The organism is Streptomyces sp. NPDC051173, assembly GCF_040689515.1.
Classification (GTDB): Bacteria; Actinomycetota; Actinomycetes; order Streptomycetales; family Streptomycetaceae; genus Streptomyces.
In genome coordinates this window covers 17,608-34,974 of record NZ_JBFBBD010000051.1, presented here as the reverse complement: position 1 = coordinate 34,974, position 17,367 = coordinate 17,608, and the positions used below count along the sequence as shown (strand labels likewise).

Below are 17,367 nucleotides of genomic sequence, written 5' to 3'. Positions count from 1 at the left end.
TCCCTCACCCCCACCAGCTTTGTGAAAGGGAACCTCCGTGTCCCGATTGCTCATTGCGAACGACTTCACCGAAGAGCTCGAGGAATCCGGCGAACCGCGGCTGGCCACCGCCCGCTGGCACGCCAAACGCGCGCTGTTCTTCGCGCGGGACCACGACGTCCTCATCCTGCCCGAGGCTCCGGACGACTCCTTCGTCCACTACGTCACGGCCCTCACCGGCACCGACCGCTCCACCCTCGCCGTCATCACACCGCCCGGCGCCGCCCTGACCCCGGCGACGCTCACCGATCCGGCCTTCCGCGATCGGGTACGCGCGGCGCTGACGGGCCGCACGGTCGACGCGGTGATCCCGCTGCACCCCGACGCGGCCGCGGTGGACCTGGCCCGCGGCCTCGGTCTGTTGGAGGCGGTGGCCGGGCACGGGTTCATCGCCCAGGGCGGAGGGTCGCTGGCCAACAGCAAGGCCGTCTTCCGTGCTCTCGCGGCCGGTACCGGCACCCCCGTCCCCGACGGCACGGTGTGCGCCGCCGTGGAGAGCGCGACGGGAGCCGTGCACGCCCTGCTGGAGGGAGGGCACCCCGTCATCGTCAAGCACGAGTACCGCCAAGCCACCAAGGGCAACGAGATCCTCAGCCCGTACGGCGGCATCGCCCCCCGTGGAGCGCCGCGGCTGACCGTCCTTGACGACCGGCCCGCCGTGGCCGCGTACCTGCGAGACCACTGGGGCCGCATGACCAGCGACGGGCGTCACCGGCTCGTCGTGGAGCGCTACTTCCCCGACTCGGCGACGGTCTTCGCCGAGTTCACGCTCACGGACGAGGGGATCGCCGCGGCCGGGCAGGGGGAGCTGCTGTACGAGCCGGGGCCCAGCGCCCAGATCATGCCGGTGCAGACCGTTCCCCCGGAGCTGACCGCCGAACTCCTCTCAGGGGGCCGCGAACTGTGCAGGGCGCTGCACGCCATGGGCTACCGGGGGACGGTCAGCACCGATGCCATCGTCACGGCGGACGGCCGGCTGTTCTTCACCGAGTTCAACGGCCGTACCACCGGTTCCACCCATGTCTACGCGGAGATCGGCGGCAGGATCGTCGGCCCCGGCCACTACCCGCTCCACCGCGTGCTGCTGGAGCACGTCGCCTGGCCGGTCCCCTCGTTCGACCGGGCCGTCGCCGCGCTCACCGAGGCCGGCCTCGCCTACCGCCCCGGAACCCGCACCGGGGTGGTCATCAACACCGCGTTCGACACCGCCTACCGGGACGTCTGCTTCTGTGTCGTCGCGGAGGACCTCGCCGGGGCCAGGAAACAACGGGAGCAGGTACTGAGCCTCTTCGCGTGAGCCGTCATCGGGTCCGGGGTGGTGCCGGTCCGCTGCGGCTCACAGCGGCAACAGGCAGGTCCCATCCTCCCGCACGGCGCGGGCCGGTGCGGACCCACACTCCGTCATAATTCCCGTGGCAGCGGGCTTCGGCCCAGGGAGTGGGGATCTCCGGTGGCGGCTTCTCAACGGGTCAACAGCGCTGTGGCGTTCATCGTGGGCTCGGGACATTCCGGTAGCACGCTGCTCGGCCTGATGCTGGGCACGCATCCGTCGGTGTTCTTCGCCGGTGAGGCGCAGAAGAGTCTGCTGGCGGGAGTGCCGGGGGTGCCGGAGTGGAAGGCATACTGTCGGCGGTGCGGTCCCGGCTGTCCCGTGTGGGGCGGGGTGCGCCCGCCGGGCCCCGGTGACCGGGGTCTGTACGACGTGCTGGCCCGTCGCTCGGGGCGCCCCGTCGTCGTGGACTCGTCGAAGGACGCCGACTGGTCCTGGCACCAGGCCGCCGGGCTGGGCGGTGTCGTCCCGGCCGTGCTGATCGTGCTCGCCCGGGACGGGCGTGCCGTCGTCAACTCCTGGCGCCGGAAGTACCCGGACCGCTCCGTCCGCGACCACACCGCCGACTGGGCGGCCCGCATGCGCGACGCCGAGGCCCTGGCCGCACGCTGGCACGGCCCGGTGTGCCGGGTCCACTACGAGGACCTGGCCACGAGGCCCGAACCGGTCCTGCGCCGCGTATGCGCCGCCCTGGGCCTGGACTTCCGGCCGGAGATGTCCGCGCCCTGGCACGGCGAACACCACCCGCTCTCGGGAAACGCCGGGACCTGGTCCCTCCTGGCACGCGCCGCCCCACCGCCCGGGAACCCGGACAGGCCGGGACCCGACCTGTCGAGCGCGGCGTACTACGCGGACCACCCGGCGGACGTCGTGCTGGACCTGCGCTGGAAGCGGGAGATGTCCGCCGCGGCCCTGGCGGAGTTCGAGGAGGTGGGCGGCGAGACGAACGTACGCTACGCACGGTGACCGCGGAGGCGGCGACGGGCCGCCGTCCAGGCGCCGTTGACAACGGCCGGCGTTCCGGCACGGTAGCGGCCATGAGCCTCCGCCCGCCACCTGCCATGAAGCCGAAGGTCTTCGGCATCGGCCTGTCACGCACCGGAACCCTCTCCCTCACCGCCGCCCTGTACACCCTGGGCTACGACACCGCCCACTATCCGGCCGATCTCGCGACCCATGCGACGCTGCTGGCCGGCACCGCGCGCTTCCCGCTGCTCGACCGGTACGACGGCATCACCGACATCACCGTCGTGCCCTACTACCAGGACCTGGACGTCCTGTGGCCGGGAGCGAAATTCGTCCTCACGGTCCGCGAGGAGGAGAGCTGGCTGTGCTCCTGCCGCCGGCACTGGGAGCGGCCGGTGGCGAACAAGGCGGCCCGCGGTGAGCGCTACCAGGAGCTCCAGTACTTCCTGCGGGCCGCGGTGTACGGCTGCCATGCCTTCCACCGGGAACGGTTCCTTCAGGTCACTCGGCGGCACACCGCCGAAGTGCTGCGCCACTTCGCGGGACGGGACGACGACCTGCTCGTTCTCGACGTCGCCGGCGGGCATGGCTACGAGCGGCTGGCGCCCTTCCTCGGGCTGGCGGTCCCGGGCGAACCGTTCCCCCACGGGAACCGCGGCGAGGACCGCCGGCGGTGAGCGTCGCGGTCACGCCGGACCGCTGTCACTCCGGGGCAAGGGCGCCGTGGCCCCCTCGATGCGCAGGCCGGCCAGGACGTCGTCGGCGCGGCGACGCCAGGTGTAGCGGTCCAGGAACTGCCGGCGGGCCTCGTCGCCGAGCGTCCGACGCAGTGTCTCGTCGGCGATCAGCCCGGTCAGCGCGCGCACCCAGGCGTCGGCATCCTCGGGCGGGCACAGCAGGCAGTTGACCCGGTCCCGCAGGACTTCGCGGAGGACGGGCAGGTCCGAGGCGATGATGGGCCGGCCGTGGGCCATGTACTCGAACAGTTTCATGGGCGAGGTCCAGCGCCCGATCTCGTCGAGTCTGCCCCAGGTGTAGACCTTCCGCTGATGCGGGGCGAGCACCACGTCGAAGTGGGGGTAGTAGGCGGAGAGTTCCGCCGGTGGCCGGTGCCCGTGGAAGTGCACGTTGGGCAGGCCGCAGACTTCCTCCCAGCGGGCCCGGTACTCGGGAGTGCCGCCGACCAGGTGGAACTCGTAGCCGGGGAGCCGGCCGGCGAGCTCGATGACGAGGTCGATGCCGCGCCCGTCGTAGAGGTGCCCGACGTAGCCGACCCGCGGCACGTCCTGGCGTCCGGGCAGTTCGGGACGGGCTCCGGCCGGGACGGGCTCGACCGGGTCGGCGCAGTCGGGTGCCACGAGGATCGGCAGGGTGCCCAGCCCGTCGTACGCCGCCTGGAGATCCCGCGCCAGGGCGTGCGTGATGACGACGACGCGCGCGAGCCTCGGCCGCGCGAGCAGGTCGCGTTCCATCCCGGCCGGCGCCAGGTCCCTGCGCAGCTGGTGGACCTCGTAGACGAACGGGGCCAGGTCCGAGACCGTGGAGAGGCCGTACGGGTCACGCCCGTAGACGAGGTCGGGGACGCCGTCGCGGAGCAGCACGTCCCGCACGGCTTCGGCGCGCTTCCAGTAGCCCGCCGGGGTGTAGTCCGGACAGGGGACGGTGCGCAGGCGGAACCGGTGGCGCACTCCGTAGTAGGCGTACGGATCGTCGGCGGGGTGGGAGCCTGGGGCGGCGTAGAGGGTGACGTCGTGCCCGGCGCCGCTGAAGGCGTCGCACATGCGCATGATGTGGACGCCGTTGGCGAAGACCGAAGGGATGCTCCCGCTGTTCAGGTACGCGATACGCATGCCGTCTACCGCCGGGACGGTGCGAGGGCGGACCGGGGCCGGGGGCCGTCGGCGGTGGCGGGTGGTCGTCGCGACGTGCTGGCAGGTGGTTCCACCGCACTCTCCTCATCCTGGGCCGGGCACGGGGCGAGGGCCGCGCGGGTCCCGCCGTGGCGTCCGGTCACTCGACCGCATCGGGCGACGGGACGTCAAGGGGCCCTGCCCGGGCGGAGGTTGACGATTCCGGCCGGGAACCCGGTTTAGGGGACCGGGCAACCGGCCCGATGACGTGATTACTCCTTGTGCGCGATTGACCACCTTCTTACGGTGAGGATTCAGAGGTCCCCGACCACGGTGGAACCGGGATTCGAAAGGAGATCGCGGTGAACGACATAGAGCAGGTCCCGGAGGAGGAACTGCCCGAGCTGGCGTTGATGATCGACGTCCCCAGCTGACACCAGTCCACCCTCGTTCAGGGCGGCGGACCGGACCTTTCCCGTCCGCTGCCCTCCGCCGGGTACCGGAGGTACACGCCTGTGCGTATCGCACCCGACGCACGCCGGAGCGCCGAGGAACGCACGACGCTGGCCCGCATGACCCGGTCGGCCTTGGCCCGGGCGGGACTGACGGTGACTTCGGCGGAGGCGCGGCACCCTGCCGCAGTCGAGATCGCGCACCTCGCCCAGGGCGTGCTGCGCGCGGACGCGCCCGACCGGGAACGGCTCGCGCGGCTCGGCAGGATGCTCGACCAGGCCCGCGCCTGCATCGCCGCCGCACCTCCGTCCACGCCCACCTGGCCGGTCGACCGCGCCGCGCCCGGCCCGCACCTGGAGCGGAGCGTCGCCCGCGCCCGCAACTCGCTTCCCCGGCAGAAGGGTGCCGCCGGGACGCCACCGGAATCCACCGTGGTCGCCTGGCGCGAGCGCGACAGCGGGACACTCCGCGAGACGGTCGGGCTGCTCGCGGCCGTCTGGCCCGAGGCGCACGCGGAGCTGGGCGAAAGCCTGGCCCAGATCGCCCTGTTGGACGGCCCGACGATCGACGGGTTCACCGATTTCACCGTGCACGGCGCCGTGTTCGTCCGACGTGACCGCCTGAGCCCGGGCCCCGACGCCCTGCCGGGGCCGGTGCGCCTGGCGGAGGCTCTCGTCCACGAGGGCACGCACACCCGGTGCAACGCGGCGTCCGTGGCGGCGGAACCCTTCCTGAGACCCGCGCGGGGCGACGCGCCGCTGGTCGCCACCCCGCTCCGCATCGACCCCCGGCCGCTGACCGGGCTGTTCCAGCAGGTCGTCGTCCTGTCCCGGAGCGTCCTGCTGTACCGCCGGCTGCTCGACATGGACGCGCGAGCCCCCGACACCGCAGCAGTACGCTCACGCCACACACAGCTCACGCGCTCCGTCACCGAAGGCGTACGCACCCTGGCGGACCATCGCGAGGCGCTCACGGGCCACGGGGTGGCCGTCCTGGAGGAGGCCGCCGCCGTGGCCCGGGTGGCCACCCGATGACCGCGCCCTCCTGGAAGCCGCAGGTCTTCAGCCCCTACCCGGCATGGCCCGATGTCGTCTTCGCGCGCGTCGCCGCCCGGTCGCCACAGTTCGACCCGGTGTGCGCGGCGGGCGGGCGGCCCGTCGTCATCGGCAGTGCGGCCGGGCACCGCAAGGACCACGTCGTCGCGAGCGCACGCGGCGAGCTCCTCGAACGTGTCGGCAACATCCTGGCGGGCCGCGCCGCCGAGGCCGGCGCCGCCGTGGTGGCGAGCCACCGCGACCTCCGCCGCCGGGGTGTACCGGCCCTCGACCCCGCCACGCTGGCCCGCGGGGACCCGGCCGCGTCCCGCGACGCCCGACGGCTGTGGGTCACGGGCCGGGTGGTGCCCGGTGGCGCCGGGATCCACGTACCGGCCGGCGCCGTCTACCTCCACCACCGGGCCCCGGCCGGCTGCGACCCCGGGCCCGGCGCCGGGTCGACCGGCGTCGCCTCGCACCCCGGTCCGGAGTCCGCGGCGGACCACGCCGCCTGGGAGGTCCTCGAACGCGACCTCGTCCGCAGAAGCTGGTACGGACTGTCATCGGCTCCCGTCCTGCTGCCGACGCCCGTCCTGCCTGCGCCCCTCGCGGCACTTCTGGACGGACTCGGCGCACAAGTCAGCGTTCTCGACGTTCCCGCCCCGGCGGGCACCCGGTGCGTGGCCGTCTGCCTGCACGCGCCCGACCGTAGTGGGCAGACGTTCGGGGCCCGGTGCGGACCTGACGACGGGGACCTCGCCCCCTTGGTGGAAAAGGCCGCGTACGAAGCCCTCATGGTGCGGTGGAGCATCCACTCGCCAGTGAGCCGCGATGCCTGGGCCCGCTGGCAGGGGCGCGACGCGCCGGACTCGGCCGTCCGCCACGCGCTGTGGGCCTATCACGTGCAGGACAGCCTGGCCCTGTGGACCGCGACCGGTCCGCCGGGGCACGACCGCCGGACCGCCGCGCCGCCGGGCGAGCCGGTCCGCAGCGGACTTGACGCACTGTCCGCCCACAGCGGCCGGGAGCTCGTCCTCGTGGACACGACCTGCGGTCCGGCTCGCAGCCTGGGCGTGAGTGTGACGCGAGTGGTGGCCCCCGGGGCCCACCCGCTGCCGACGGGCCCGGACGACGAACGCGGCCCGCCGTCCCCGCGCGGCCCGCACCCCTTCGGCTGACTCCGCTCCGGCTGACACGCCGTTGCTGACACGCCGTTTCGGCTGACACCCTTCCGGCCGACGCCGCCGCCCGCTCAGCGACCGACTCGCCGGCAGGCCGCCCGGGCTCCCGCCCGGACGCCGCACCGGCCCGGGCCGAGGAGAACACCATCTTGTCCACACACCAGGACCTCACCTCCGAGACGGCGACGGCAACGGCAACCACGGCAGCGGCGCTTCCCGGCGCCCGGCGCACCGGCGAGGAAAGCCTGAATGCGGCGGAGGAAAGCCCGGAGCACGGGCCCGACGGGCCCGGGGACGCCGACCGTCCGGGGCACGCCGACCGAGCCGGGGACGCCGACCACCCCGGACACACCAACCGGCCCGAGCACACCGGCCACCCCGGGTACGCCGACCGCAGCGCCGCCGACTACGACCGCTGGTTCGGCAAACCCGGTATCACCGGCGCGACCGTGGACACCCTCGCGCGTCTCGCCGGTACGGGGCCGGTGCTCGAACTCGGCATCGGCACCGGCAGAGTCGCCCTGCCCCTGGCCGGGCGCGGCCTCGACGTCCACGGGATCGAACGATCCGACGCGATGATCCGGCAACTGCGCGCGAAACCGGGCGGCGACCGGATCGCCGTCACGCGAGGGAACTTCGCCGACGTGCCGGCCCCGGGACGGTTCTCCCTGGTGTACGCCGCCGGTGGCACCTTCCTCGAACTCCCGGACAGGGAGGCAAAAGAGCACTGCCTCGCCGCGGTCGCGGCCCACCTGGCGCCCGGCGGAGTGTTCGCCGTCGACGCGCACGTGCCCGAGGCACTCGCCGTCGCCGCGGCGTCCGGCGTGCCCGAGACCGTCTCGGCGACCGACGACCACCTCATCCTCTGTCATCGCCTGATCGACCCGTCCACCCAGACCTACCACTCCCACTACCTCGTCCACGAGGCGGAGCGGACCCATCACTTCCGGGTCCGCTTCCACTACGTGTCGCCCGGTGAACTCGACCTCCTGGCGGAACGCGCCGGACTCCGGCTCGTACGGCGTCAAGGCTCGTGGGAGGGCAGGCCGTTCGCCAAGACCAGTACGTACCACCTCTCCGTCTACGCACAGCGCTGAACGCAGGTGCGCTGGCGCGGATGACCCTCCCCCAGCCCGAGGCAGCCCAGGAGTGTTCATGCCGGACGCGGACCCCCGTACCGCCGACACCGCCTTCCCCTTGCCACACCGCGACGGGCTCGGTCCCCTCCCGGAATTCGCCGAGCTGCGCCGGACCCGCCCCTGCGCCAGGATCCGCCTCCCGAGCGGAGACCCCGCCTGGCTGGTGACCCGCTACGACGACGTGCGCACCGTGCTGGCGGACCCGCGCTTCAGCCGCTCACGCGCCACCCGGGGCACGGGACCGCGCTTCGCCCGGGTGACGACCCTGCCCGACTCGGTTCTGGCCGCCGACCCCCCGGAACACACCCGGCTACGCAGGCTCGTCGCCCCGGCCTTCACCGTCCGCCGCGTCGAGAGCCTGCGCCAGGACGTGGCCCGGTTGGTCGACGGCCTCCTCGACGAGGTCGCCGAGCACGACCGTCCCGCCGACCTCGTCCCCCTGTTCACCCGTCCGCTCCCGCTGGCGGTCCTCTGCGACCTGCTCGGCGCGCCGCGGCAGGACGGCGAGCGTCTCGAGGCGTGGTGCGACGCGCTGCGAAACCTCACCGCCGTCACCGATTCCGCCGTCACCACGGCGTTCGACGAGATGACCGGCTACCTCACCGGGCTCATCGACGCCAAACGGAGCCACCCCGCCGACGACCTCCTGAGCACCCTCATCTCCGCCCACGACACCGGAGACCGGCTCACCCACGGCGAACTGGTCTCCTTCAGCCTGGTGCTGTTCGCGGGCGGCTACGGCACCACGGCCGAACGCCTCGCCGGCATGCTCCACCTTCTGCTCGAGGAACCGGCGCGCTACCAGTACCTGACACACGCCCCGGACAGGATCCCCCGGGCCGTCGAGGAGCTCCTGCGCTACGCCCAGACGAATGTGCAGGCGAACCTGCGCGTCGTCACCGAGGACGTCGAACTCGGCGGTGTCACCCTGCGCGCCGGGGACGCGGTGATGGCCGTCAACTCCTCGGCGAACCACGACGAAGCCGAGTTCGACGACCCGGAACGGCTGGACTTCGGCCGCGTCCACAACCCGCATCTGGCCTTCGGGCACGGGGTCCACCACTGCGTCGGGGCCCACCTCGCCCGCGTCCAGTTGCAGGAGGCCCTGGCCGGGCTCGTCCGCCGCCTCCCCGCCCTCCGCGCCGCGGCGCCGCCGCTCTGGAAGACGGGCCTGAAGACCCGGGCACCCCGCACCCTGCCCGTCACCTGGTGAGCCGCGCACCCCGGAAGCGGAGGTGACACCCCCATGCGCACCCGTCCCATCGGCCCGTACGGCACCGCCGTGTCCGTGATCGGGCAAGGCACATGGCAGCTGGAACGCGCCGACCGCCGCACCGCCGTCCGGGCCCTCAACACCGGGATCGACGCCGGGATGACGCACATCGACACCGCCGAGTCGTACGGAGGCGGTGCCGTCGAGCAGCTCGTCGGCGAAGCCGTGCGGCACCGACGGCACGAGGTCTTCCTCGCCTCCAAGGTACGGGCCGCCAACGCCAGCGCACACGGCACCGTGGCCGCGTGCGACCGCAGTCTGCGCCGCGTCGGCACCGACCACCTGGACCTCTACCTGTTGCACTGGCCCGGCGGCCATCCCCTGGAGGAGACCCTGGCCGGACTGCGCGCACTCCACCGGGCGGGGAAGATCCTCCACTACGGCGTCAGCAACTTCCACGACCGGCACCTCGCCGAGCTGTTCGCCCGCACAGGACCGGACGAGATCGTCTGCGATCAGGTCCTCCACCACCTCGGCGACCGCTCCGCCGAACTCCGGGTCGCCCCGGCCTGCCTGGCCCGCGGCATCGCCGTCGTCGGCTACAGCCCGTTCGGCCTGGGCTCCTTCCCGCCCTCCCCGCGCGCCGCCGCCGTCCTCGACTCGGTCGCCCGTACCCACGGCGCCACCCGGCACCAGATCGCCCTCGCCTTCCTCGTGCGCGAGCCGCACTCCTTCGCCATCCCGAAGACCGCCACGCCCTCCCGGGCCGAAGAGAACGCCGCGGCGGCCGAGATCACCCTCAGCGACGAGGACATCGCACGTATCGCGGCGGTCTGCCCCGTCCCCGCCGACGACGGCACGCCCTCCAGCGCCTCGGGCCGGCGGCCGTGATGCGGGCGCTGGTCACCGGGGCCGCCGGTTTCATCGGTTCCCATCTGTGCGCGCACCTGCTGGCGTCCGGCGACACAGTCACCGGTCTCGACTCCTTCACCGACTTCTACGACCCGGCCCGCAAGGAACGCAACCTCCGTTCGCTGGCCGGCTTCCCGGGGTTCTCCTTCCACCGCGCCGATCTGCTGACGGCCGACCTCGCTCCGCTGGTCGCGGGCGTGGACGCGGTCTACCACCTCGCGGGCCAGCCCGGGGTGCGGCCGTCCTGGGGAACGGAGTTTCCGCTGTACACGGCCCGTAACGTGCTCGCCACCCAGGCCCTGCTGGAAGCCGTACGGCAGTACCCGGTCGGCAAGTTCGTCTACTCCTCCAGCTCCTCGGTCTACGGCGACGCGCGCACCTGCCCCACGGCCGAGACGGCCCTCCCCCGGCCCGTCTCCCCCTACGGTGTCACCAAGCTGGCCGGTGAGCACCTGTGCGAGCTCTACCGGGGAACGTTCGGGGTACCGACCGTGTCCCTGCGGCTGTTCACCGTCTACGGGCCCCGGCAGCGGCCGGACATGGCCTTCGCGCGTCTCCTCGACGCCGCCTCGGACGGCGCCCCGTTCCCGCTGTACGGCGACGGGGAGCAGACCCGCGACTTCACGTACGTCCTCGACGTCGTCACCGCCATGCGGGAGACGGCCCGATCCGGGTTCACCGGGATCGCCAACCTCGGCGGAGGCTCCCCGGTATCCATGAAACAGGCCATCTCCACCGTCGAGAACATCGTGGGCCCCGTGAAGATCCTGCCCCGGCCGACGAGCCCCGGGGACGCGCGCCACACGAGCGCCGACATCGGCGTCGCCACCCGGGAACTCGGCTACCGGCCCCGCACCACACTGCACGACGGAATCCGGGCCATGGCCGAGGAGCACTGCCGACGGTGACCTCCTACGCCCGCTCGCCGACGTGGGCGACGGACTTCCTCCACCGACGCCCCGAGCCGGAGTACGTCGCCTGCTGCTGAAGGCAGTCGATGAGGCCGAGGCGCGCTCCGGTGGGCAGGGTGGTGCAGGTGCAGATGGCGGCGGCCGACGCCTACCAGGCGCAGGCCGGGGATGCCAGAGATGCGGGAGCGGTGATGGAGCAGGGAAAGCATCCAGGCCGTGCGGCGGCCCGGCGAACAGTGTTGCTGAGGACGTCCGCACGGTCGGGCTGAGCGGCGATCCAGCTCAAGTAGCCGGTGATACTCGCCATGACGGCTTTCCCCGGGCGTTCCCAGGCCGGGTGCCCGCAGGGTCCCCCGACTGCCCCGGCTCCCCCAGCTCGACGCTCAGCCGGTACCGGGCACACGGCACGAGCAGTCCGGCGACGGCCCTGTAGACCGCAGCGAAGAAGAACAGCGCCACAGGCCTGATCCGAAGATTACGGACTCGCCCAACAGCAGTGTGACCGCAGGAATTTCACGTGTCGGGCGGCGCCTTGACGCCCGGAGGCCCTGGCCAACTCCCCGGCCGCGTGAGAGCCAGAGGGTTCCGGGGCGAGCGGCGCGCGCGTCCTGCCACTACCCCGAGCTCAGAGGACCGCACGCACGTCGGCAGGGCCACCGCCTCCCGCGTTGGACGACCGCTCAGGCGACTGCCTCCCCCGCCGGCGCGACTGCCGGTACTTCGCCATCCGCGCCCGCGGCCCCGCCCGGGCCGTCGGCCGAAGGTCCGGCCGCGGCGCGCGCGGACCGGGTCTCGGACTGGGTCTCGAACTGCGTTCGGTACAGCTCCGAGTACCGGCCGTCCAGGACCAGCAGTTCCTCGTGCGTGCCGCGCTCCACGATCCGCCCGGCCTCGACGACGAGGATCTGGTCGGCGGCACGGACCGTGGACAGGCGGTGGGCGATCACCACGGCCGTGCGGCCGCGCAGCGCCTCGGACAGGGCCTCCTGGACGGCGGCCTCAGATGTGTTGTCGAGGTGGGCAGTGGCCTCGTCGAGAATGACGACCCGCTGGCGGGCCAGCAGCAGCCGGGCGATGGTCATACGCTGCCGCTCGCCGCCGGAGAGCCGGTAGCCGCGCTCGCCGACCACCGTGTCCAGGCCGTCCGGCAGCTCGCGCACCAGGTCGTCCAGGCGGGCGCGGCGCAGTACCTCCCACAGTTCCTCGTCGGTCGCGTCCGGCCGGGCCAGGAGCAAGTTGGCGCGGACCGATTCGTGGAACAGGTGGCCGTCCTGGGTGACCATGCCCAGGGTGCCGCGCAGCGAGGCCGCGCCGAGGTCGCGGACGTCGACGCCGCCGACGCGCACGGCGCCTTCGTCGACGTCGTACAGCCGCGGCAGCAGCTGGGCGATGGTGGACTTGCCCGCGCCGGAGGAGCCGACCAGCGCCACGGTCTGGCCGGGCTCGGCGCGGAAGGAGATGCCGTGCAGGACCTCGGCTCCGCCGCGGGTGTCGAGCGCGGCGACCTCTTCGAGGGAGGCCAGGGAGACCTTGTCGGCGGACGGGTAGCCGAACCGGACGCCGTCGAACTCGACCGCCACCGGCCCGTCCGGCACCCTCCGGGCCCCCGGCTTCTCTTCGATCAGCGGCTTGAGGTCCAGTACCTCGAAGACCCGCTCGAAGCTGACCAGGGCGCTCATCACCTCCACGCGCGCCCCGGCGAGCGAGGTGAGCGGCGCGTACAGGCGGGTGAGCAGCAGGGCCAGCGAGACCACGGCGCCCGCCTGCAGGGTGCCGTGCAGCGCGAACCAGCCGCCGAGCCCGTACACCAGCGCCAGGGCCAGCGCGGACACCAAGGTGAGCGCGGTGATGAACGAGGACTGGGCCATCGCCGTGCGCACCCCGATGTCCCGCACCCGGCGAGCCCGCTCCGAGAACTCGGCGGACTCCTCGCCAGGCCGTCCGAACAGCTTCACCAGGGTGGCGCCGGGCGCCGAGAACCGCTCGGTCATCCGGGTGCCCATCGCGGCGTTCAAGTTGGCGGCCTCGTACTGGAGCCTGGCCATCCGCCGCCCCCTGCGCCGCGCCGGTACGACGAACACCGGCAGCAGTAGCAGCGTGAGCACCGTGATCTGCCAGGACAGGGTGAGCATCACAGCGAGTGTGAGCAGCAGCGTGACGATATTGCTCACCACGCCGGACAGGGTGTTGCTGAACGCCCGCTGGGCGCCGATCACGTCGTTGTTGAGACGGCTGACCAGCGCGCCCGTACGCGTTCGGGTGAAGAAGGCGACCGGCATCCGCAGCACGTGGTCGAAGACGGCGGTGCGCAGATCCAGGATCAGGTCCTCGCCGAGGGTCGCCGACAACCAGCGCCCAAGCAGTGTGAAGGCCGCCTCGGCGAACGCGATCAGCGCGATCAGCAAGCTGAGCCGGATCACCGTGCCCTCCGCACGGCCGTGCACTATGGCGTCGACGACCCGTCCGGCGAGCACCGGCGTCGCCACGGCGAGCAGCGCGCTGCCCACGCTGAGCAACACGAACTGTGCGATCCTACGCCGATGCGGCCGAGCGAACGCGGCGATGCGGCGCAGCGTCGCAAGGGCGAAGGGACGGCGCTCTTGCTGTGCGGTCATCACGCTGTGCAGTTGCTGCCAGGCGGTGGTCTCCATACTCATGGGAACGACGATAGAACCTCAATCAACCTTGAGGTCAATCCCCTCACCCGGCCGGAGCAGGTGAGTCTGACCGCCGATGGCCCCGGCGGGTGAGGCCGGGCCTGGTGGTGACGACCACGGGTCCCGCCGCGTCCGCCGCCAGTGCCTGGAACGACAGCCGGCCGAACTGCTGGGCCGTCCACGAGCTGATCACTTCCAAAGCGCGCGGCATCAACCACGTCGCGCCACACCGGAAGAAAGCACTCAACCAGTTCTCACTCTCTTCGAGGACCGGCTCAACACCACGTGAATCCCAAGGACTTACACAAAGATCCGTCACACTCGATCCGCACACGCCCCAGCTCAGGGAGTCGTCTCCCGTGGGCTCGGGAGGGTCAGGGTGAAGGTGGCGCCGGGGTGGGGGTGGTCGGAGTGGGCGGTGAGGGTGCCGTGGTGGCGCTCGGCGATATCGCGGGCGATGGCGAGCCCGAGGCCGCTGCCGCCCGTGTCGCGGGCGCGGGCCTCGTCGAGACGGGTGAACCGTTCGAAGACGCGCTCGCACTCGTCCGGGGTCAGTGGCGTGCCGTCATTGTGGATGCTGACGGTGTGTGTTCGGCCGTCGCCGGTGATGTCCAGGACGACGGCGGTGCGTGCGTGCCGTACGGCGTTGTCGAGGAGGTTGCGCAGCAGTCGGTGGAGCTGTGCGCCGTCGCCGCGGACGGGGGCCTGGTCAGGGCTGCTGCGCAGGGAGACGGGATGACCGTGGTGCTGGTACTCGTGGACGAGTTCCGCAGCGAGGCCGGCCAGGTCGATCAGGGAATGTGCGGCAGGGTGGTCGGGGCGGGCCAGCAGGAGCAGGTCCTCGGTGAGGGTGTGGATGCGCCGCGTGGCGGTGAGGGCGTCGTGGAGCGTCCGGTGCGTGTCGATGGTGCCGGGGTGGGCGAGAGCGGTTTCGAGTTCGTAGCGCAACGCGGCGACGGGAGAGCGCAGTTCATGCGAGGCGTCCGCGACGAAGCGGCGTTGGCGTTCTACGGCGGTCTCCAGTCGGTCCAGGGTGGTGTTGGTGGTCAGTGCCAGGCGGCGGACGGGGTCGCGGGCGTCGGGGACGGGGACCCGGCGGTCGAGGCTGGTGTCGGTGATCTCGGCGACTTCCTGCCGGATGGCCTCGACCGGACGCAGGGAGCGGCGTGCGGCGGTCCAGGCGAGGGCGGCGACCAGCAGCGCGGCCAAGGGGACACCGGTGATGAGCGGGGCGCGCAGTGGAGCGGTGGCCTGCTTGGCGTCGTCGGGGGGCACGAAGACGTAGAGGGTGGAGCGGCACGACCCGTCGGCTTCGGTGGGCAGACCGCATACGTTCGCGGGGGTGTGCACAGCGGTGGCGAAGACGGTCAGGGTGCGGTGGGCGAGCGTATGGGCCTGCCGGTGGGCGATGAGCTCCTTCTGCTGGGCAGAGGTGTTACTGCTGGGGGGTGGCTTCAGCGTTCCGTCGGAACGGTGGAAGCGGTCGTGGTCGCGTTCGTCGACCGCGCCGACGTGGACCGTGTCCCGCTGCGGGCTGCCGGTTGTCCGGCGGGGCGGCTGGGCGGGGGGCGGGGGGAGCAGCGCCGTCAGGTCGGTGAGGTCCTGGGTGCCGCCGGCCGTGGCAATGGTGCGGCCGGCCCGGTCGACCTCGATGAGGGGCCAGCCGCGCAGGGGATCGCTGAGGATTTCCTTGCCGGAGGCCGCTTGGGCGGCGAGTTGAACGGACAGCTCGAATGCCCGGTTCTCTGTCGTCCGGTAGGCGTCCGCGCGGACGTGCTGGAACAGCCACCACGCCCCGCTGCCGAACAGCACGAGGGCGGCGATTCCCGCCACGAGCGCGATGCGTACCTGTCCGGGCAGGGCGCGGAACAGGGCCGGTGTGCGGTGCGAGGGACGCTGTTGGGCGGTCATGACGGCTGTTCGCGGGGTGTGAGACGGTAGCCGTATCCGCGGACGGTTTCGATGCTGTGGGCGCCGAAGGGGGCGTCGACTTTCTTGCGCAGCGCGGAAATGTAGACCTCCACGATGGCGGTGCCTCCGGTGTAGGCCGGGTCCCAGACTTCGTCGAGGATCGCCTCCTTCGACACCGGGCGGTCCGGTGTGTGCAGCAGGCAGGTGAGGATGGCGAACTCTTTCGGCGTCAGGGCGAACTCGGTGGCGCCCCGGCCCGCGCGGCGGGAGGCCAGGTCGGCCCACAGGTCGCCGGCGCGCAGCACGGACCGGCCGGCCGGGGCGGTGGTGCCCCGGCGCAGCAGGGCTCGCAGCCGCGCGAGCAGGACGACCGATGAGAACGGCTTGACCAGGTAGTCATCGGCACCGGTGTCCAGACCCTCTGCCTCGTCGTATTCGCCGTCCTTCGCGGTCAGCATCAGCACGGGTGTGCCGAGGCCCGCGGCGCGCAGGGCGGAGCAGATCCGGTAGCCGTTCAGGCCGGGGAGCATGATGTCCAGCACGATGACCGCGTGGTCACCGGTCAGGGCCCGCTCCAGTCCGGTGGTGCCGTCGCGGACGAGTTCGACGCGGTAGCCCTCTGCTGTCAGCCCGCGCTGCAGGGCGGGCCCGAGCTGCGGATCGTCCTCGACCACCAGGATTCCTTCCATACGGTGAACGCTTTCATATCGCATGCCATTTTCCCTAAAGGCGATCTTTAGGTTCTTTAGGTCATCTTTGGGCTGTTTCATGCATGCTCGGTCTCCACCACGCCGGACATAGGTGCCCGCCTGCTCACCTCCGACCCGGGCTCGGTGGCCCACCTGCTCACCGTCAGCCAAGGCTCGAGGGCCCGTTCCGGGCCGGCTCTCCTGCGCACCCTGATCGTTCAGAAAGCTGCTCTCATGCCGAGCCCGCCCCTCCGCCCCATCCGCCCCATCCGTCCAGGCCACCGCGGCCGCGCCCTGCGGCGCCCAGCAGTGGCCGCGGCACTCTGCCTCATCACCGGGGCAGCCCTGGTGACCGGATGCGGGCAGCAACGCATCACGCCGGCCCAGGCCCGCGCGCAAGCGGACAGGAGCGCCCCCGCCGTGGAGAGCAACACCAGCGAGGCGCCGGTGGACTGCCGGAAGGCGAAATGCATCGCGCTGACCTTCGACGCCGGCCCCGGGCCCCGCACCGCCGAACTCCTGGACATCCTCAAAGCGAAGAAAGTGCACGCCACCTTCTTCCTCCTGGGCAGAAACCACGTCCTCGCCCACCCCGGCCTCGTACGCCGGGAAGCAGCCGAGGGCCACGAGATCGGCAACCACACCTGGACCCACCAGCGCCTCGACGACCTCGCGCCCGACCGGATACGCGACGAGCTCGACCGCACCCAGGACGCGGTCAAAAAGATCACCGGCAAGGCCCCCACCCTCATGCGGCCGCCGCAGGGCGGCACGAACAAGACGGTGGGATCGGTCGCCCGCTCACTGGGCCTGTCCGAAGTCCTGTGGAGCGCCACCGCGAGCGACTACGCCACCGCCGACACCCGCCTGATCGGCGACCGCATCCTCGACCAGGCATCCCGCGACGGCATCATCCTGCTCCACGACATCTACGACGGCACCGTCCCCGCCGTCCCCAGAATCATCGACGAACTGCACGCCCGCGGGTACACCTTCGTCACCGTCCCCCAACTCCTGGCCCCGGCCAGTCCTCATCCCGGCGCCGTCTACCACCCGTGACCCGCCCCACCAGCCAGCCGGAG

The 17,367-nt window shown here is 72.2% G+C and carries 14 protein-coding genes; 10 read left to right on the top strand and 4 right to left on the bottom strand.

Annotated elements, in window-relative coordinates; translation table 11 throughout:
- Positions 1-37 precede the first annotated feature (37 nt).
- From AB0435_RS23855 to AB0435_RS23845, 3 genes are all read left to right on the top strand, one after another.
- A complete protein-coding gene (locus AB0435_RS23855; protein WP_366005327.1) occupies positions 38-1,336 on the top strand; it encodes a peptide ligase PGM1-related protein in 1,299 nt (432 codons plus the stop codon).
- A gap of 153 nt (positions 1,337-1,489) precedes the next feature.
- Positions 1,490-2,335, top strand: coding sequence for a sulfotransferase (locus AB0435_RS23850; RefSeq protein ID WP_366427918.1), 846 nt, complete (start codon positions 1,490-1,492; stop codon positions 2,333-2,335).
- 71 nt (positions 2,336-2,406) lie between these two features.
- Positions 2,407-3,012: a sulfotransferase family protein gene (locus AB0435_RS23845; RefSeq protein WP_365843343.1), complete on the top strand. Its 606-nt coding sequence runs from the start codon at positions 2,407-2,409 to the stop codon at positions 3,010-3,012.
- 9 nt (positions 3,013-3,021) lie between these two features.
- On the opposite strand, the gene AB0435_RS23840 is transcribed toward AB0435_RS23845, so the two are convergent.
- On the bottom strand, positions 3,022-4,185 hold the full coding sequence (locus AB0435_RS23840; RefSeq protein WP_365843341.1) for a glycosyltransferase family 4 protein: 1,164 nt from the start codon (positions 4,183-4,185) through the stop codon (positions 3,022-3,024).
- Between the two features lie 515 nt (positions 4,186-4,700).
- Here AB0435_RS23840 and AB0435_RS23835 point away from each other — a divergent pair.
- From AB0435_RS23835 to AB0435_RS23810, 6 genes are all read left to right on the top strand, one after another.
- On the top strand, positions 4,701-5,672 hold the full coding sequence (locus AB0435_RS23835; protein WP_365843339.1) for an HEXXH motif-containing putative peptide modification protein: 972 nt from the start codon (positions 4,701-4,703) through the stop codon (positions 5,670-5,672).
- The gene (locus AB0435_RS23830; RefSeq protein ID WP_365843337.1) at positions 5,669-6,850 is read left to right on the top strand and encodes a YcaO-like family protein; all 1,182 of its coding nucleotides are present in this window, start codon (positions 5,669-5,671) and stop codon (positions 6,848-6,850) included. Before AB0435_RS23835 ends, AB0435_RS23830 begins: the two co-directional genes overlap by 4 nt.
- A gap of 152 nt (positions 6,851-7,002) precedes the next feature.
- Positions 7,003-7,950, top strand: coding sequence for a class I SAM-dependent methyltransferase (locus AB0435_RS23825; RefSeq protein ID WP_366427917.1), 948 nt, complete (start codon positions 7,003-7,005; stop codon positions 7,948-7,950).
- Between the two features lie 58 nt (positions 7,951-8,008).
- Positions 8,009-9,205 (top strand): cytochrome P450, encoded by a 1,197-nt coding sequence (locus AB0435_RS23820; RefSeq protein WP_365843333.1) that lies wholly within the window; start codon positions 8,009-8,011, stop codon positions 9,203-9,205.
- Between the two features lie 33 nt (positions 9,206-9,238).
- Entirely contained in the window at positions 9,239-10,096 is an 858-nt protein-coding gene (locus AB0435_RS23815; RefSeq protein WP_365843331.1) for an aldo/keto reductase, read from the top strand.
- Positions 10,096-11,025, top strand: coding sequence for an NAD-dependent epimerase/dehydratase family protein (locus tag AB0435_RS23810; protein WP_366427916.1), 930 nt, complete (start codon positions 10,096-10,098; stop codon positions 11,023-11,025). Before AB0435_RS23815 ends, AB0435_RS23810 begins: the two co-directional genes overlap by 1 nt.
- A gap of 683 nt (positions 11,026-11,708) precedes the next feature.
- On the opposite strand, the gene AB0435_RS23805 is transcribed toward AB0435_RS23810, so the two are convergent.
- The 3 genes from AB0435_RS23805 to AB0435_RS23795 form a co-directional block, all read right to left on the bottom strand.
- Complete coding sequence (locus AB0435_RS23805) at positions 11,709-13,679, bottom strand: ABC transporter ATP-binding protein (RefSeq protein ID WP_366005349.1); 1,971 nt, start codon at positions 13,677-13,679, stop codon at positions 11,709-11,711.
- A 348-nt stretch (positions 13,680-14,027) separates the two neighbouring features.
- Positions 14,028-15,596, bottom strand: a complete 1,569-nt coding sequence (locus AB0435_RS23800) for a HAMP domain-containing sensor histidine kinase (protein WP_366427915.1) — start codon at positions 15,594-15,596, stop codon at positions 14,028-14,030.
- Complete coding sequence (locus AB0435_RS23795) at positions 15,593-16,285, bottom strand: response regulator transcription factor (protein WP_366005332.1); 693 nt, start codon at positions 16,283-16,285, stop codon at positions 15,593-15,595. Before AB0435_RS23795 ends, AB0435_RS23800 begins: the two co-directional genes overlap by 4 nt.
- Positions 16,286-16,519: 234 nt before the next feature.
- On the opposite strand from AB0435_RS23795, the gene AB0435_RS23790 reads away from it, so the two are divergent.
- Entirely contained in the window at positions 16,520-17,344 is an 825-nt protein-coding gene (locus AB0435_RS23790) for a polysaccharide deacetylase family protein (protein WP_366427914.1), read from the top strand.
- The last annotated feature ends 23 nt before the right edge of the window (positions 17,345-17,367 follow it).

Bases quoted from the DNA above. Each gene is read 5' to 3' on its own strand.
- AB0435_RS23845 (WP_365843343.1), top strand. From the start codon at position 2,407: ATGAGCCTCCGCCCGCCACCTGCCATGAAGCCGAAGGTCTTCGGCATC.
- AB0435_RS23840 (WP_365843341.1), bottom strand. From the start codon at position 4,185: ATGCGTATCGCGTACCTGAACAGCGGGAGCATCCCTTCGGTCTTCGCC.
- AB0435_RS23830 (WP_365843337.1), top strand. From the start codon at position 5,669: ATGACCGCGCCCTCCTGGAAGCCGCAGGTCTTCAGCCCCTACCCGGCA.
- AB0435_RS23820 (WP_365843333.1), top strand. From the start codon at position 8,009: ATGCCGGACGCGGACCCCCGTACCGCCGACACCGCCTTCCCCTTGCCA.
- AB0435_RS23815 (WP_365843331.1), top strand. From the start codon at position 9,239: ATGCGCACCCGTCCCATCGGCCCGTACGGCACCGCCGTGTCCGTGATC.
- AB0435_RS23810 (WP_366427916.1), top strand. From the start codon at position 10,096: ATGCGGGCGCTGGTCACCGGGGCCGCCGGTTTCATCGGTTCCCATCTG.
- AB0435_RS23805 (WP_366005349.1), bottom strand. From the start codon at position 13,679: ATGGAGACCACCGCCTGGCAGCAACTGCACAGCGTGATGACCGCACAG.
- AB0435_RS23800 (WP_366427915.1), bottom strand. From the start codon at position 15,596: ATGACCGCCCAACAGCGTCCCTCGCACCGCACACCGGCCCTGTTCCGC.
- AB0435_RS23795 (WP_366005332.1), bottom strand. From the start codon at position 16,285: ATGGAAGGAATCCTGGTGGTCGAGGACGATCCGCAGCTCGGGCCCGCC.
- AB0435_RS23790 (WP_366427914.1), top strand. From the start codon at position 16,520: ATGCCGAGCCCGCCCCTCCGCCCCATCCGCCCCATCCGTCCAGGCCAC.